The organism is Streptomyces sp. NPDC102437 (genome assembly GCF_044765565.1).
Classification (GTDB): Bacteria; Actinomycetota; Actinomycetes; order Streptomycetales; family Streptomycetaceae; genus Streptomyces.
The window spans coordinates 23,152-39,717 of sequence record NZ_JBIWKI010000034.1; the positions used below are offsets into that span (position 1 = coordinate 23,152).

Below are 16,566 nucleotides of genomic sequence, written 5' to 3' on the forward strand. Positions count from 1 at the left end.
GAGCGGAGGGGCCCGTCGTACGGGGTCCCAGCACCAGGCGCCGTGCCAGGCTCCGTGGACCAGCAGGAAGGCCGGCCGGTCGGCGTCAGCGTTCGTGAGCGTACCTCCGTCGGCTGGTCAGGCACTGAGGAGTTCTGTGGAGGTGGTGGCGGCTTGCAGGGCGTCGGGGTCGGGGACGATGCCGATTCCTGGGCCGGTGGGAACAGTCAGGTGGCCATCGTGAAGGACGAAGGGGGCAGTGATGTCGCGGCTGTAGTAGCGGGCCGTGGCCGAGATGTCACCGGGCAGGGTGAAGCCCGGGAGTGCGGCCAGCGCCAGGTTGGCTGCCCGGCCAAGCCCGGTCTCCAGCATGCCGCCGCACCACACCGGTACGCCGTTGGCCAGGCACAGGTCGTGGATCCGGCGGGCCTCCAGGTATCCGCCGACCCGGCCGGGCTTGATGTTCACGATCGAGCACGCCTCCTGCCGGATGGCGGTGGCCGCGTCCCGGGCCGAGGTGATCGACTCATCCAGGCAGATCGGGGTGTCCATCCGGGCTGCCAGCCGGGTGTGCGAGAGCAGGTCGTCCGGGGCGAACGGCTGCTCGATCAGCGTCAGCCCGTAGTCGTCGAGCCGTCGCAGGTGGGGCAGATCCGCCGCGCTGTAGGCGGTGTTGGCATCCACCTGCAAGGGGGTCTCCGGGCCGAACGTCTCCCGCACCGCTCGCAGCGGCTCGACGTCCCAGCCTGGTTCGATCTTCAGCTTGACCCGGGCGTAGCCCGCGCTGAGATAGCCGTCGACGGCACTGATCAGCTCGTCGACGGTGTCCATGATGCCGACTGACACTCCGACTGCGAGTTCGGTCCGCGTCGCCCCGAAGTACTGGGCGAGACTGATGCCGGCGGTCTGCAGTTCGGCGTCCAGCACTGCCATCTCGACCGCCGACTTGGCCATCGGATTCCCCCTGATCGGCCGGAGCAGCTCGGGCACCAGCGCGGCAGTCAGCTCGGGTGTCGGGAACAACCGGGGCAGCAGGAACGAACGCAACACCTCCCGGGCCCCGGCCAGGTACTCCGCGCTGTACGTCGGGTCGTCGTCGGTCACACACTCGCCCCAGCCGACGGCTCCCTCGACCGTGGTCACCTTGACCAGCAACGAGTTCCGGTGTTCCTGGGTGCCCAGTGAGGTCCGGAACGGCGAGACCAAGGGCAGGGCCACCTCACGCAACTCCACCTGCTGCAGCTTCATTTCGACACTTCCTTTCGTTGCAGGACGTACCAGCCCGACCGGACGAACCCGTCGACCCGATAACCGTTCTCCAAGGCGCCACCGAGCGCCTCGCGCATCGCGGACCGCCAGCGCCGGGCGCAGGCTGGATCCCTTTGCCGCAAGGACTCCGCATCCGCCGGGGTGGCACAACGCAGTACGCCGCCGGTCGCGGCGCCCAGTACTGGCTCTTCGTTGCCGTCCGGCTCGAGTACGGGCACCGCAGCGGCCAGGTTCGGCAACGGCTCCGGTGTATGCGACGTCGCGTGCACCGGCCAACTGACGAACAGCCGGTCGGACTCGTCGCCGTCGTTGATGCCGTCGTCCAACGGCCCGTAGAAGTCAGGCAAGTACGCCTCTGCGGCCGCCCCGAGCCTGTGCAGGTTGAAGTAGGCGTTGCGGCGGATCAGCGGGTCGTACGTCCATGAGATCGACGACAAGCCCGCCTCGGCAGCCCACTCCCGCTGGTGCGACTTCATCGCCGCGCCGATCCCACGCCCATGCATTGCCGGTACCACGCCGGCCACGTGCGAGTGCAGGCTGTCTCCGACGGTTCGGAACCCGGCGGTCACGCCGACCATCGCCGTCCCGAGGTACGCCGCCGCGACGTAGCCGCCGGTGTGCGCGAGCGCGCACATCACGTCCAGAGCCAGTGGTGGCTCGGCGGTGTCCGGGGTGTTCCACACGGCACGTAGCAACGCCTCGGCCTGCTGAAGTTCGGGGACGGTCCGAAGCAACTGGATCCGGACGTCTAGCCGCTCCGCGACGGCGGATGGAAATTCGACCATGTGACGAGTCTGCTTGGCGGACCGCTCCGAACCATTGGCGTCCAGGCCCAAGTTCACTCGGCCTCCTTTGTGCCGATGTCCGGCAGCCGTAGCCGCAGCTGCAGCGCCAGCGCCAATCGCAGGTCCGGATCGTCGATGTCGATCAGCTCGGCCAGCCGGCGCAACCGGTGGCGCAATGTGTTGGGGTGCAGCGTCAAGGCGTCGGCGGCCCGTGGCACGTCGTAGTGCTCGGCGATCCAGCAACGCAGCGTTTTCTCGTAGTCCGTTCCGTGCCGGGCGTCGTGGTCGAGCACCGTCGACAGCGGCTCCGCGTCCAGGGCCGGGCGGTACCGGAGCGCCTCGTAGACGTCGCGCAGGAACATCGAGGCTGCCAGCTCGTCGTGCCGTCCGATCTCCGCCTTGCCGAACGGTCCGCACACCACCTTGAGCGCCTGCCTGGCCTGACTCATCCCCGTTGGTATGTCGGCAAGGCCGGTAAGGGTGCGGCTGATCCCGGCCCGCCAGCCGCCGCCCAGGGTGTCCCTCGCCCGAGCCAGCACCGTAGCAATGATCAGCTGGATCACGGGCGCGTCGGACGCAGTGTCGACCACTGCCACGGCCTGACCGTCCAGCGCTCCTGCGGCGGCTCCCAGCCGGTACGCCGAGAGTCCCATCCGCAGCAGGTCTCCGACGTGCTCCGCGGCCGAATCCAGCGACACTCCTCGCGCGTGGTCGGCCGGATTACTGGAGCGGCCGATCACCAGCACGGTCGCCGGGGCATCGAAGCGCATCCCGAACGAGTCGGCGAGCTCCCGGGTCACTCCCAAGCCTCGGAGCAACCAGCCAAGGCGCTCCACACGTTGCCGACGCTCGGCATCCGCCGCGAGGCTCACCCGGGCCAGGTGGGGCGCGGCCAGCCGTGCACCCTCGGCAAGGACGTCTGGCGCCCCCTCTGCCAATGGTTCATCACCCTGTAGCACCCAGATGGTGCCCAACGCCTCACCACCGTCTCGTATTGCGATGGCGAGTCGCGGCCGGTACTCCTTCGGCTCGTAGCTCCATACCGCGGTATCGGACCGCAGGACGGCGGCGTACTCCTCGGTGTGGGTCGGATGGTCCGGCACCCGGCGGCCGAGGATGCCGTCACGACGCGGGTCGTCGACCAGCTGACCTGGGACCGTGGAGTAGGCCAGCACGCGCATGGACAGATCCTCGATCGCCACCGCGCCACCGGCGCGCACGGCTATGTCGTTGGCCAGGGCGAACAAGTCGACGGATCGATGGCCGTTCGGCTCGAATACCGGGCTCGTGATCGCACGCAGCGCGTCGATCAAGGTGTAGAGCTGTCCCCAGGAAATCTCGGTACTGCGTTCCAGGAGCGCCACCCCGGTCCGCTCGGCAGCCTGTGTCAGTGCTGCCGTGTCCGTGGTGCCGGCTCGCATGACCACCGCCATGGCGTGTTGCTTGGCGGCCCATTCCAGTACGTCGGCGGTCAGTCGGCCGGGTACCAGTACGATCGCATCGGTCAGCCCCGTCGTGGGGGCGTCGGTGTCATAGATCGTGGGCGCACCGATGGCGACCGACCGGCCTTGTGGCAGCGCGAGCGGTCGTACGACTTCGGTTCCCAGGCTGTCGAGCACGACCCCGAGCGTGATCCCGGCCGGGGCTGTCATCGCCTCGCCGATCGCAGCATCCGGCCCCGTCGCTCACCGGTGAACTCACCGTCGACGATCACCTGTTCACCAGCCAGGAACACATGCGCCATGCCGGTCGGCCGCAGCTCGGGATTCTCATAGGTCCCGGCGTGGCCTATCCGCGCAGGATCGAAGACCACCAGGTCCGCGACGGAGCCGCGGCCGATCCAGCCGCGGTCGGACAGCCCGAATTGGCTCGCGGTGGCGGAGGTGACCTTCCGGATCGCCTCGGGCAGGTCCACCACACCGCCGTCACGTACATAGCTGCCGAGGAAGGTGGGGAAGGTGCCAAAGGTCCGGGGATGGTTGGGACCGATCGGGATGTCGCTGTCCGAGCCGATGGCGACCAACGGATCGGCCATGATCGCCAGTACATCACCTTCGTCCATGGTGTGGCAGACGACAAACGCGTGCGGGTCGGCGATCAGCAGCTCGCACAGCACATCCCATGGATCTCGTCCGGCCAGCACTTCGGCGAGCCGACGCCCCTTCACCGTCGGATCGGTGTGCCGCAGGATCTGCATGTCCTCCGGGTGGATCTCCCGCCACAACCCGACGCCGATCCCCGGCCCCGGCCCCTCGGCCGTCGCTCTGAGCGCCGCCCGGGTCACCGGATCGGAGAGTCTGGCGCGCAGCGCGTCCACGTTGCCCTCGCAGGCCTCTGGAGGCAGCATCGCTGACAGGCTCGTGCAGAAGGCCTGGTACGGGTACTGGTCTCCACGTACGTCGACGCCAATGCGGCGGGCCTCGGCCAGCTTGTCCAGGATCAGCCGGGCCGCGCCGTGGACGGCGCGGCCGGAAGCCTTGCAGTGCGACACCTGGAGCCTGATCCCGGCTGCTCTGGCGACCGCGACCGCTTCGTCGAGTGCATCGGCCAGCCCCTCGCTCTCGCTGCGGCTGTGGGTGGCGTATGCCCCGTCGTACCGGCGCGCGATCCGGGCCAGGGCGGTGAGCTCGGCCAGGTCCGCGTACGCGCCGGGCACGTACTCGAGACCGCTGGACAGTCCGCGAGCCCCGGCTGCGAAGGCCTCGTCGGTGAGCGCGTACAGCCGGTCCAGGCCCCCCGGCGGCAACTGCTTCTCCATGCCGGCTACCGCCAGCCGCAGCGTGTTGTGGCCGACCAGTGGGGCGAAGTGGTTGCTCAGCCCGGCGGCCTCCGCGGCATCGAGGTAGTCCGCGAAGGTCTTGAACGTCTGCTCGCCCAGCTGGATCGGGCTCAGCCCGGCGGTCTCGGGATCTGCCGGTCCCATCGAGAAGCCGCAGTTGCCGACGACCTCCGTGGTGACGCCCTGCAGCAGCTTGAAGGGTTGCGCGTCGGGCAGGAACGGAACGCTGTCGGAGTGGCTGTGCGGATCGACGAACCCGGGGGCCGTCACCAGGCCGGCCGCGTCGATGGTCCGTCTGGCTGCCCCGAGATCCTTGCCTACGGCAGTGACGCGGCCGGCGGTGATGGCGACGTCGGCGGTGACCGGCGTGGAGGCGAATCCGTCGTGGACCTCACCGCCGGAGATGATCAGGTCATGCATGGGCTGCCTTTCCGGTCGGCGCCGGTGGCACGGAGGCCACGAGGCGTCGGGTGTATTCGTGGGTGGGGGAATCGAGCACCTTTTCGGTGTCACCCGACTCGACCACCTGGCCGTGCAGTAGCACTGTGATGCGGTCAGTGATCTGTCTGACCACAGCCAGGTCGTGCGTGATGAACAGCAGGGCGGTGCCCAGTTCGGTATTGATGCGACGCAGCAGTTCCAGGATGTGGGCCTGGACCGACACGTCCAGCGAGGCGGTCGGCTCGTCACAGATCAAGAGCGCGGGACGCACGGCGAGCGCACGCGCGATCGCCACCCGCTGCTTCTGGCCGCCCGACAGCCGGTGCGGCCGCAGCCCGGAGTACGCCGGTGGCATGCCGACCAGCTCGAGCAGCTCGCCGACGGGGAGACGGTCCTCGGGCCGTGCCTGACCGGCCGCCTCTGCCAGGGTGGCGCCAACCGTCATCGCCGGGTTGAGCGAGGTGGACGGATCCTGGAACACACACTGCACCAGGGTCCGTGCAGTTCGCCGTTGGCTCGTGGACAGTCGTCGCAGCCGGGTCGTATCCGTGCCGTCCAGCAGGATCCGCCCGTTGCTCGCTTCGACCAGGCCGAGCAGGCACCGGGCCAGGGTCGTCTTGCCGGAGCCGGACTCGCCGACCAATCCCAGCCGCTCGCCCGGGGCGATCCGGAGGTCGACACCGTCCAGTGACTTCACCCTGCCGTAGCTTTTATGCAATCCCTCGACCAGTAGGAGGGGGCCGCCCGACGACTTCGCAGGCTTGACCGCGATCGGCTCGTCGATGGTCAGGGGCGCGGACGGCTGCACGTCGTACCGGCAAGCCGTGCGGTGGGCGGCCGCAACCTCTCGTAGCGGTGGACGACCGGTGAGGCAATCGTCTTGTTGCTGTCGGCACCGGTCGGCGAACGCACACCGATCCGTTACGTCGGCCGCGCGCGGCACCGAGCCGGGAATGGCTACCAGCTGCATGGAGGTGCGTTCCACCGCTGGAAGCGCGCCGATCAACCCGGCGGTGTACGGGTGGCTCGGGGCAGCGGCGACGGTGTGGCTGCGGCCCGCCTCCAGCACCCGACCGGCGTACATCACCTGGACCCGGTCGCACAGCGCGAACGCGACTCGCAGGTCATGCGTGATCAGCAGCACGGCCATCCCCCGGGCCGCCTGAATCCTGGCGAGCAGCTGCATGATCTCGTGCTGAATGGTGGCGTCGAGGGCTGTGGTGGGCTCGTCGGCGATCAGCAGCTCGGGATCCCCGGCCAGCGCTGCCGCTATCGCCACCCGTTGCCGCATCCCGCCGGACAGCTGGAATGGGTACTGCTGGGCCACGTGCGGGTTGTTGATGCCGACCTCCGCGAGTCGGCGGGTGATCTCGGCGCGGTCGCGGCCGGCACCACGAGGAAGCGACTCGGCGATGTGTGCACCTGCGGTCAGCAGCGGGTTCAGCTGGGCGAACGGGTCCTGCATGAGCAGGCCGACGCGTCGGCCCCGCACCTTGCGCAGCGCCTTCTCCCGCGCCCCGACGAGTTCTGTCCCGGACAGCTGCACCGAGCCGTGGGCCATCAGTGGCGGGGGCAGCAGTCCGGCTATCGCCCGGGCAGTCAGGGACTTGCCACTGCCCGATTCGCCGACCAGTCCGACGGTTTCGCCGGGTCCGACGGTGAGGCCGATGTCGTCGACGATCCGCCGGTCCCCGAGGGTGATCGTGAGCCCGTCCACCTGTAGCAGCTCGCTCATTCCGGAACGCCTTTCCCGGCGCTGAGCCGTTCGAAGATGCTGTCGCCCAGCAGGGTCGCCGCGATGGCGGTGATCATGATGAGCAATGCCGGTGCCACGGACGCCCACGGATTGAGGTCCAGCAGGGTGCGGTTCTCCTGGATCATCAGGCCCCAGTCGGGCGTGCCCGCCGGCAGTCCGATTCCCAGGAACGACAGCCCGGTCAGCGCCACCAACGCACTGACGAAGCTGAGCAGCAGGTTGGCTGTCACAGTCGGCGCCAGATTGGGCAGCAGGTGCCGGAAGATGATCCGCCGGTCCGGCAGGCCCAGAGTACGGGCGGCATCGACGTACGCCAGCTCCCGCTGGCCCAGTGCCAGGCTGCGGATGATCCGGATGTCGACCGGGGCGCCCAGGACGATGAGTGCGAGCACGGCGATCGTGGTTCCGCCGCCGGCAATGCCCACCAGGACGATCAGGATGAGCAGCCCGGGCAGCGCGTACAACAGGTCGCTGAGTCGCATCAGGACCGCGTCCAGCCAGCTGCGGTGGTAGCCGGCGAGCAGGCCGAGGGTGGTACCCAGCAGGGTGGTCCCGAGGGCGATCAACACCGGGGCGACCAACGCGGTGTGGGCGCCTGCCAACAGCCGGGACACCACATCACGGCCCAGATCGTCTGTACCGAGCAGGTGGGTCGCGCTCGGGCCACTGGGGCCCAGCTCGACGTTCTGCAGCGCCGGGTCGTGCGGAGCCAGCCAGTTTCCAAGGACCGCGGCCAGCACGATGACCGCGAGCGCCAGCAGCGCTGTCACCGTCAGGATGCGGCCGCCGGCGAGCCTGGGCCGCCGGCCACCTTCTCGGACGCCCGACAGGGTCGTCGTCGCCGCGCTCATGCGGGGGCTCCGTGTCGGACCCGGGGGTCGACCACCAGGTATATCAAGTCCACCAATAGGTTCACCCCGATGACCACTGCGCCACCGAGCAGTACCAATGCCTGGATCAATGGGATGTCCTTCTGGTCTACCGCCTGCACCAGGAGCGATCCCAGCCCGGGCAAGCTGAAGGTCTGTTCCACGAACACCGCTCCGGTCAGGTTCGCTGCGGCCAGCAGTCCCGTGACGGTGAGCACGGGCAGAGCGGCGTTGCGCAGGGAGTAGCTTCCCCAGGTCCGCATCCGGCTCAGGCCCCGGGCCCGGGCGAACGTGACGTAGTCCTGGGCACCGACATCAAGGGTGGCGGCGCGGGTCTGCCGCACCAGTACAGCCGCTTGACCGAGCGACAACGCGATCGCCGGCAAGATGTAGTGGCTCAGATCCCCGCCCCCGTACGTCGGGAACCAGCCCAGCGCGACGGCGAAGCCGTACAGCAGCAGCAGACCCAGCGCGAACGGCGGGAAGGACAGCGCGACCAGCGTGACCAGCGTGATGCCCTGGTCGAGCAGCTTGCCGCGGCGCAGCCCGGCCGCCATGCCCGCCGGAATTCCGAGCAGCAGGGTCAGCACCATCGCGTAGCCGGCCAGCGTGGCGGTCACCGGGAGGCGCTCGGCGATCACCGACAGCACCGGCTGCCTGGCGAATACCGAGGATCCGAAGTCACCCGACAGCACACCACTCAGCCAGTGCCAATACTGCACCGGGAACGGCTCGTCCAGCAGGTACTGCGCGCGGATCGCGGCTATGGTCTGCGGGGTCGACGGGCGATCACCCAGCAGCGCTTGCACGGGTCCGTCCGGGGTGAGGGACAGCAACCCGTAGGTGAGCACCGACATCACCCCGAGCAGGACCACGGCGGACGCCAACCGCCGGGCAACCAACTTGGCAGTGTTCATCTAGGCCCCCGCGGGCTTGATCTCGGTGAAGATGTTCAGCGTCCACACCCCGACGTTCTCGGCGAACCGCTTGTTCAGCGCGATCCCGGAGTCCACGCTGTACAGCGGGATGTACGGCGCCTGCTCGGCGGTCTCGGTGAGGATCTCGGTGACTGCCTGTTTGCGCTCCTCGCCGTTCTTGAGGCCGAGCACCTTGTTCACCTTGGCGTCCAGCTGGGGGGTCCAGAACCGGGCGAAGTTGAAGCCGTAGGGCTTCGCCCCGACGCTGGACACCAGGTCCGGTAGCAGCTCGCCCGGATCCGGGGTGGCGTAGGCCAGGTCGCTCAGTCCCAGGGTGAGTCCATCGTGTCGAATCCGTTTGGCGCGGTAGGCATCGTCGGGCAACGGGTTGGGCTTGAGCTTGATGCCGATCTTGGCCAGGTCTGCCGCCAGCGCCTGCATCGCGTCGGCCGTGTTGTTACCGCTGCTGTAGTTGACTGGCAGCTCGAAGCCGTTGGGGTACTTGGATTTCGCCAGCTCCGACCTGGCCGCGGCCAGGTCGTACGGATACTGGGGCAACTGGTCGATCGCGCTCTGGAAGCCGTCCCCGTAGAGCGCTTTGAGCATCGGGTGGGTCAGGATCGTGGTCGCGGGTGCTGCCTTGTCCCCGACCACCAGCCGCTGCATCGCCTCCCGGTTCACCGCGTGCGCGATGGCCCTGCGGACGTGTACGTCCGACAGTTGCGCATACTTGACGTTGAGGGCGAGGTAAGCGATCGAATTTCCGGCATAGAACCGGGTCTTGACGTTCTTCAGAGGGGCCCACTTGCGGGTATCACGCGGCGGAACTTGGATGGTCCCGTCCACCTCCCCGGAGGAGACAGCCAACCGCAGCGTCTCCGGGTCGGTGATGGTGGTCACCTTCACCGTGCCGATGGCCGGCTTGGGGCCCCAGTACTTTTCGTTGCGTTTCAGGGTGATGCCCTCGGTGCTGGAGAACTTGGTGACCTTGTACGGCCCGGTGCCCAGGGTCCCGACGGCCGGCGTACCCAGGTCCTGCGGGTGCGCCGCAGCGAGCTTCCTGGGCACCACTTGCCACACCACAGCTGCGTTCGGCAGGAACGTCTGGGTCGGGGACTTCAGCACGACGGTGACCTCGCCCGGGCCGGTGGCCCGCACCGACTTGACGGCGGTCACCATGCTCGCCGCCTCGGAGGCCACCTTCGGGTCGGTGTGCCGCAACAGTGAGAACGCGACATCCTCGGCGGTCATCGCAGAGCCGTCGGAGAACACCACGCCCTTGCGCAGCTTGAACACGTACGTGACCGGGTTCGGCTCGGTCCACGACTCCGCCAACTGCGGGATGACCTTGCCGTTCTCGTCCCTCGTCACCGGCGACTCCAGGATCGCGAACTGCACCAGGGTGCCCGGACCGGTGAAGCCATGGGCGACGTCCAGCACGTTCGGCGGGCTCGTGGTTGCCATCGTGAGCGTGTCCGGGCCGCCTGCCCTGCTGCCGGCCGTCGTGGCGCATCCGGTCAGCAGCAGGCTTCCGGTCAGAGCACCGCCGAGCAGCCCGCAGGCCGTCCGGCGGCTTAGCAGCGTTGGAGTCATGGGGAGTCCTCGTCGTGGGATGGATCGGGTGAAGTGGACGCCGGTGAGGGACACGTTGGGACGGTCGGCGGAGAGTGAGCAGTGGGTGGGGGCTGTCAGGTGGCGACGTCGAGGCCGGGGGGAAGACCCACGGGGGCGGTGTCGTCAGGCTGTCTGACGAAGCGCATCCGGTGGACGCCGTGGGTGCTGATCAGGAGGTCGTCACCGCTGGGACGCAGGCTGATCAGGCCGCCTGCGCTGAACGCACCGTCCGGTGCCGGTTCGATCGTCTCGACGAACTCCAGGCCGAGCGCGAGCTTGCCGTCCGCGGTGACTGTCGCCAGGATGCCCAGCTCGGGACTGCGGTAGACGGCCGGCGGCAGCGTGGGGCCGGCAACCGAGGGTGGACAACGCCAGTACTCCGTGGCTCGGCCCGGGCGATACACCGACCCGATCCGGACGGTGCCGGCCGACGCCTGCACCCAGAAGGCGGCGCTGTCCTCCAAGCCCTGCCAGCTTCCGTCGACAGCCGGCGCGAACTCGCCGGTGGGCGACCCACCACGGATTTTGATCCGTCCGTTGCCCACGGCGTCGATCCGGATGGTGAGGTCGGATTGCGGATCCAGCCAGTCCCCCGTCAGCTGGGCAGCGGGCTCGCCGGCCACCGGGTCCGCCACCAGTTCGATGGGATCGTCCTCGGGCAGCCCGGCGGCCAGCCGAAGCACCTGGGTGGCCAGCTTCGTGGAGTTGATCGACGAGTTGTTGCTCAGCAACGCCACACCGAGGTCGGAGCCCGGCATGAACAGCAGCTGAGACCGGTACCCGGGGACGCCGCCGGCGTGGCCGAACGCCGGGTGGCCCGCGATCGTCGTGTGGTAGAGACCCAGCGCGTACGGCCACTCCTCTCCGTCCGCGGAGTCGACCTGCTGCAACAGCCCGTCGCGGATGTCGACGCCCAGAACCCGGCCGTCCTGCAGGAATCCGAACCACGGACCCAGGTCGGCGACGCTGGTGGCCAGGCCGCCATCGCCGACCGCGGACTCCTCGGTGTCGGCGCGCCGGACGGCATCGCCTGTGACGTCGTACCCGTAAGCGAATCGCGGCAACGGCTCCTGGCTGTTCTCGCGGAACATGGTCTCGGTCATGCCCAGCGGCGTGAACATCCGGTCCGTGGTGAACTCCCCCAGCGTTTGGCCGGTGAGCCGGTGCACGAGCGAGGCGACCAGGACGTAACCCGTGTTGGAGTAGGAGAACTCGGTCCCCGGTTCGAAGTTGACCTCAGTCAGCCCTGCCACGAAGGCCAGCGTCTGATCCTGGGTGATCCGGGTCAGCGGGCGGCCGGCGATCGTTGTCAGAGCCAACCACTCCCGCAGACCGCCTGTGTGCCGCAGGCACTGTCCGACGGTCACCGGTACCGCCAACTTCAGTTCGGGCAGGTGGGTCCGGATGTCGTCGTCCAGAGACAGTCGCCCGTCCCGGCACAGCAGCAACGCCGCCGTGGCAGTGAACTGCTTGCTCATGGAAGCGATGTCGAACCGTGTGCGGGTGTCGATCGGCGCCTCGAACTCCACACTCGCCAGCCCCGCCGATGCCTGGTGGATCAGCTTCCCGTCGGTGTAGATCCCGATGGCCAGTCCCGGGTCTCCCGGACGCACCGCCAAGCCCACGAGCTCGGACAATTTCGTTGAGATGTCCATGCGGCACAGACTCGCAGCTCCGACTGCTCAGAAGGATTGTCCCAACCGGCAAAGTCTGCATGCCCAACATTGGCCGAAAGGACATGCCCATTTGCCTCCGTACCGTCAGGAGTATTCCTTTGTTGAGCACGTTCCGGGCCCTGGAAGCCGTCGACGTGCGTCCACCGGCCGGGTAACCACGCTGGTCGGGCGCTACGAGGCGTCGGGGGCCGTCAGATCTCGGGCTCCGTCACGGGGGTCAGGCGCATGTGAGCGGCCCATGCATGCGTCAGCGGCGGCATACAGGGTGCCGAAGCCCTGCGGCCAGAACGGGTGCCGGGTCTCCTCCGTTGCGTAGGCGCGGGTGGACACCTGTGGTCCCAAGCCGTGAGCGTTGTGCAGGCGGTCGGCCGGATGACGGTGTTCGGGGCATCAGCGTGCGGACTTCCGCAACTTCGCCGGCTCCGGCGACAAGGGGGAAGCTCTACCAACTTGCCAGGACTCATGGGGGACCAGGCCAGCGTGCTCGGCCGGACCCCTCATGAGTCCTGGTGTGTGCGGGTCCGTGCAGCCTTTGTCTCTGCTGCGCTGCTCAGAAGCCCGGCAGTTTCTCCGCCCAGACGCAGACTGCGGGTACGTTGCCCGGGTTGCTGTAGCGGTGCGGCAGGGAGGAATCGAAGCTGACGCAGTCGCCGGGCTGGAGGCGGTGGTGGACTCCGTCGACCCAGTAGTCCAGCTCCCCGCTCAGCAGCAGGCCGACTTCCTCTCCCCCGTGGGTGTGCGGATTGGTGCCGGAGGAGGCTCCCGGGGCGACCTCCAGCATCATCATTTCGAGCTTGCCGCCGTGTTTTGGATTGAGGAGGGTGTACGTCACCCCTTCTACTCCCGCGCGGGTGAGTTCGACGCGCTCTTCGGGGCGGGTGAGCACACGGCGCTCCCGCTCGATCGTGTGGAACAGTCGGCTGAGTGTCGTACCGAGGGCGTCGACGATCGTACGCAACGTGTTGATCGTCGGGCTGTTCACGTCCCGCTCGACATTGCTGAGGTAGCTGCGGGAGAGACCCGTCTTCTCCGCCAGTTTCTCCAGGGTGAAGCCTCTCTCCAGCCGCTCACGCCGCAGGAACCTACCGATCCCCTCGCCGGCTGAGGACTCGGATGTGTCGGGCGCGCACTCATCGTTCGCCACAGGCTCCTCCTCCACTGACCACCACGCTCCATCCAGCATGGTATTTGCAACTCGTCATAAATAATCTACGCTCCGTCGCATATACACGTCCCCCTCGCCCTGCGGCGGTACGCCGCGCTCGGAGGAGCCGATGGACCACGAGATGCCACTAGGCGGACATTCAACCGGGCAGCTGCCGGAGCTCCGCCTCGACCAGCAGGCGCTGGAGCACAATGTCGGGCTCATGGCGGCCTGGTGCCGCGATCACCACGTTGAGCTGGCCCCGCACATCAAGACCACCATGACGCGCTCCATCGTCGAACGGCAGCTGGCCGCGGGGGCATGGGGCGTCACGGTCGCCACCGTGACGCAGGCCAGGATCGCCCTTGGGTGGGGAGCGCGGCGTGTGATCATTGCGAACCAGGTCGTCCACCCCCACGACCTCTCCCTGCTGCGCCGGTGGCTCGACGAGGCACCAGAACCGGAGCTGTACTGCTTCGTCGACTCCTTGGCTGGTATCGGCCTCGCCCAGCCGCTCATGGCCGGCGCACGCGCCCCCCTGCGCATCCTGATCGACGTCGGAACGGACGCAGGCCGCACAGGCGTGAAGGGGCCGGCCGAGGCGGCTGACCTGGCCAGGGCCGTCCGCGCAGCGCCCGGACTCCTCCTTGCCGGCGTCGCCGGCTTCGAAGGCGTCCGGCCCAACCGGAGGGATACCACCACCCTTGCGGCCGTCGACGAGCACTGCCATCGGACGATCACGGTGTTCCGCAACCTCACCGCGCTCTTCGAGACCACGCGGCCTGTCTTCAGCATGGGCGGCTCGGCGTTCCCCGACCGGGTCGTCCACGCCCTGGCCAACGCCGCACGCCACCCCGGTGACCTGCCGATGGTGCCCGTCCTGCGGTCAGGCTGCTACGTCACCCATGACCACGGCACATACGAACATGTCTCCCGCCTGCCTGGCCTGAAAGCGGCGCTGACCGTGCGCGCGGTCGTGCTCTCCACCCCGGAACCAGGGCGAGCCGTCGTCGGCGCCGGGAAACGCGAGCTGCCCTACGACGCCGGCCTTCCCGTACTCATCGCCGCCCGCGATCCATACGGCGCACGGCGGACCGCCGCCACAGCGACCGCGGACCAGATCTACGACCACCACCTTGTCCTCACCGATGTACGCGATCTGCACGTCGGCGACGAGGTCGACCTCGGGATCTCCCACCCCTGCTCCGCCTTCGACCGCTGGCCCGACATCACCGTGGTCGACAGCCAAGGTCACACGCTGGACGTGTGGCATCCCAAATTCCGCTGATCACGGCCGCCAACCGGCTCCGGCGGCCGGTCGGCCCCGACAGACCCGGCACAGCCGCTTGACGCCGAAGGCTCCGCGGTGGTCCTCGATCAAGAGGTCGGGCGTGGTCACCGTCACCGTCAAGGCGACGCGGCTGGACACGACTCGCTGACCAGCGCCGGGCAGGCAGCCGGCGCTGCCCTGGTACCAGCCGCCCCGGACGTGATCGGGGGCAGCTCTACGCTCATCGAGGCCCCGCTCCGCCGCGTCGGCCCACGGCCGTTCCGTGTACCTGAACCTGGCGTATGTGCCACCTGTCACCTGACGATCACCGGTTGCTGGGTGCCATCGCTCTACCTCTGCTTCGGCCGCCGCTGAACGGCGGGGCAAGCGAACGGGGGGCAAGCCATCGGATGACGTAAGCGTGGTACCGCACACCGCCCCGACCCGCTCCTGTGCCGTGCGCCGGAGTAGCTGCACCTTGTCCCCTATCTGATGGAGAACTGCCATGTCTGTTTCCAGCGGCATCCGGACTGCACTCGATCTCGGCGCGGATCTTGTCGAGTTGACACGCGCGTTGGTCGACATACCGTCCGAGAGCGGTGAGGAGGCGACACTCGCCAACGGGGTGGAGCGTGCTTTGAGGAGTCTGTCCCACCTGAGGGTCGAGCGGATCGGTAACTCCGTGGTCGCCCGCACTGATCTGGGACGAGCCGAGCGCGTGGTGATCGCCGGGCACCTGGACACTGTCCCGCCATGCGACAATCTGCCCTCCCGTCTCGCCGACGGGTTCTTGCACGGGCTTGGGGCATGCGACATGAAGGGCGGGGTCGCTGTGGCCCTGCACACCGCGGCGACCATCGCCACCCCGGTCCGGGACGTCACTTACGTCTTCTACGAGTGTGAGGAGACATCTGACAACCGCAACGGCCTGGGCAGGATCGCCGCCGAGCGCCCGGACCTCCTCGACGCCGATCTGGCAATCCTTATGGAGCCCTCCAACGGCACGGTGGAAGGCGGCTGTCAGGGCTTCCTCACGGCGGACATAGTCGTACGGGGAAGGCGGGCGCACACAGCCCGGCCGTGGATGGGCGTCAACGCGGCGCATCTCGCTGGTGATGTGCTGCGCAGATTGGCGGAGCACATCGCTGAGGAGGTGGTCATCGATGGGCTGGTGTACCGGGAGGGGCTGAGCGCCGTGGCGGTGCGGTCGGGGGTCGCCGGCAACGTGGTCCCTGACTTGTGCGTGGTCACGGTCAATCTGCGCTACGCGCCCAGCCGTACCACTGTGGAGGCAGAGGCGTACGTGCGTGGGCTCTTTTCCGAGTACGAGGTTGAGGTGACCGAGGTGTTGCCGGGCGCCCTGCCGGGGCTCGACCGGCCCGCCGCCGCGTCGCTGCTCGCGCGGCTCGGCACCGAGCCGCAGGCGAAACTGGGCTGGACCGATGTCGCCCGCTTCGCTGCGGCAGGCGTGCCCGCCCTGAACTTCGGTCCAGGCGACCCGTCTTTGGCCCACACACCTGGTGAGTACGTGGAGGTCTCCCAACTGCGTGAAGTCCACCGCGCCCTTCGGGACTGGCTCATCCGTTGATACGCACGGTCAACATCTGTCAGGGACGCTCAGCCGCCTGCCCGCAGCCGGGCCGGCGTTCGTAGGTGCAGCCGGAGGACGAGCGTCTCGTCGCGACCGGCACTGGGTTCTTGCCGGGGCGGCATCGGGATGCTCCTGGTGGGGGGTGCTGTTCATGCCCCGGGCGACGTGGTTCTCGCCGACCGCTGGGGTCGATCTGTCCCAGCCGTCGGCGGGGCGTTCGCCGTTTCGACCGTTCCGCGTCCTAGTCGCTCTCCGGTACGGCGTGCACGAGCTCGATCAGGGCCTACGTCTGTGTCCTGGCTCCCGGCCGGTGACTCCCTCCGGGGGTTCTCCGGCCCTCTGCGGAGTCCTTCGCCGGGCAGCTCCCCTTCGGCCACCGAGTTTCCCCAGTTCAGAGGGGGGGCTAGCCATACCATCGACCGACCCGTTGCCCGGATGGTGCGGCAGGGTTCGGACAACGAAGCTGAATGCATACG

Annotated in this window: 12 protein-coding genes; 2 read left to right on the forward strand and 10 right to left on the reverse strand. The window is 68.4% G+C overall.

Annotation, left to right across the window (positions count from 1 at the left end):
- Nucleotides 1-117: 117 nt before the first annotated feature.
- The 10 genes from menC to ACIRJP_RS32055 all read right to left on the reverse strand — a co-directional run bounded on the left by menC (nt 118) and on the right by ACIRJP_RS32055 (nt 13,229).
- Complete coding sequence (gene menC, locus ACIRJP_RS32010; protein ID WP_404181685.1) at nt 118-1,227, reverse strand: o-succinylbenzoate synthase; 1,110 nt, start codon at nt 1,225-1,227, stop codon at nt 118-120.
- The gene (locus ACIRJP_RS32015; RefSeq protein ID WP_404181688.1) at nt 1,224-2,090 is read right to left on the reverse strand and encodes a GNAT family N-acetyltransferase; all 867 of its coding nucleotides are present in this window, start codon (nt 2,088-2,090) and stop codon (nt 1,224-1,226) included. Before ACIRJP_RS32015 ends, menC begins: the two co-directional genes overlap by 4 nt.
- Complete coding sequence (locus ACIRJP_RS32020; RefSeq protein ID WP_404181691.1) at nt 2,087-3,652, reverse strand: PucR family transcriptional regulator; 1,566 nt, start codon at nt 3,650-3,652, stop codon at nt 2,087-2,089. The genes ACIRJP_RS32015 and ACIRJP_RS32020 overlap by 4 nt, the downstream gene beginning before the upstream one ends.
- Nucleotides 3,653-3,681: 29 nt before the next feature.
- Nucleotides 3,682-5,232 (reverse strand): amidohydrolase family protein, encoded by a 1,551-nt coding sequence (locus ACIRJP_RS32025; RefSeq protein ID WP_404181694.1) that lies wholly within the window; start codon nt 5,230-5,232, stop codon nt 3,682-3,684.
- Nucleotides 5,225-6,988, reverse strand: coding sequence for a dipeptide ABC transporter ATP-binding protein (locus tag ACIRJP_RS32030; RefSeq protein ID WP_404181697.1), 1,764 nt, complete (start codon nt 6,986-6,988; stop codon nt 5,225-5,227). Before ACIRJP_RS32030 ends, ACIRJP_RS32025 begins: the two co-directional genes overlap by 8 nt.
- The gene (locus ACIRJP_RS32035) at nt 6,985-7,860 is read right to left on the reverse strand and encodes an ABC transporter permease (RefSeq protein ID WP_404181700.1); all 876 of its coding nucleotides are present in this window, start codon (nt 7,858-7,860) and stop codon (nt 6,985-6,987) included. The genes ACIRJP_RS32030 and ACIRJP_RS32035 overlap by 4 nt, the downstream gene beginning before the upstream one ends.
- Nucleotides 7,857-8,795, reverse strand: a complete 939-nt coding sequence (locus ACIRJP_RS32040) for an ABC transporter permease (RefSeq protein WP_404181703.1) — start codon at nt 8,793-8,795, stop codon at nt 7,857-7,859. The genes ACIRJP_RS32035 and ACIRJP_RS32040 overlap by 4 nt, the downstream gene beginning before the upstream one ends.
- Complete coding sequence (locus ACIRJP_RS32045; RefSeq protein ID WP_404181706.1) at nt 8,796-10,388, reverse strand: ABC transporter substrate-binding protein; 1,593 nt, start codon at nt 10,386-10,388, stop codon at nt 8,796-8,798.
- A 95-nt stretch (nt 10,389-10,483) separates the two neighbouring features.
- Nucleotides 10,484-12,064 carry a serine hydrolase domain-containing protein gene (locus tag ACIRJP_RS32050; RefSeq protein ID WP_404181709.1) on the reverse strand — a complete coding sequence of 527 codons (1,581 nt, stop codon included), beginning with the start codon at nt 12,062-12,064 and terminating at the stop codon, nt 10,484-10,486.
- A gap of 571 nt (nt 12,065-12,635) precedes the next feature.
- Complete coding sequence (locus ACIRJP_RS32055) at nt 12,636-13,229, reverse strand: helix-turn-helix domain-containing protein (protein WP_404181712.1); 594 nt, start codon at nt 13,227-13,229, stop codon at nt 12,636-12,638.
- Nucleotides 13,230-13,359: 130 nt separating this feature from the next.
- On the opposite strand from ACIRJP_RS32055, the gene ACIRJP_RS32060 reads away from it, so the two are divergent.
- Together ACIRJP_RS32060 and dapE are read left to right on the forward strand one after the other, a co-directional pair.
- Entirely contained in the window at nt 13,360-14,517 is a 1,158-nt protein-coding gene (locus tag ACIRJP_RS32060; RefSeq protein ID WP_404181715.1) for an alanine racemase, read from the forward strand.
- A 487-nt stretch (nt 14,518-15,004) separates the two neighbouring features.
- Nucleotides 15,005-16,087 (forward strand): succinyl-diaminopimelate desuccinylase, encoded by a 1,083-nt coding sequence (dapE, locus tag ACIRJP_RS32065; protein WP_404181718.1) that lies wholly within the window; start codon nt 15,005-15,007, stop codon nt 16,085-16,087.
- The last annotated feature ends 479 nt before the right edge of the window (nt 16,088-16,566 follow it).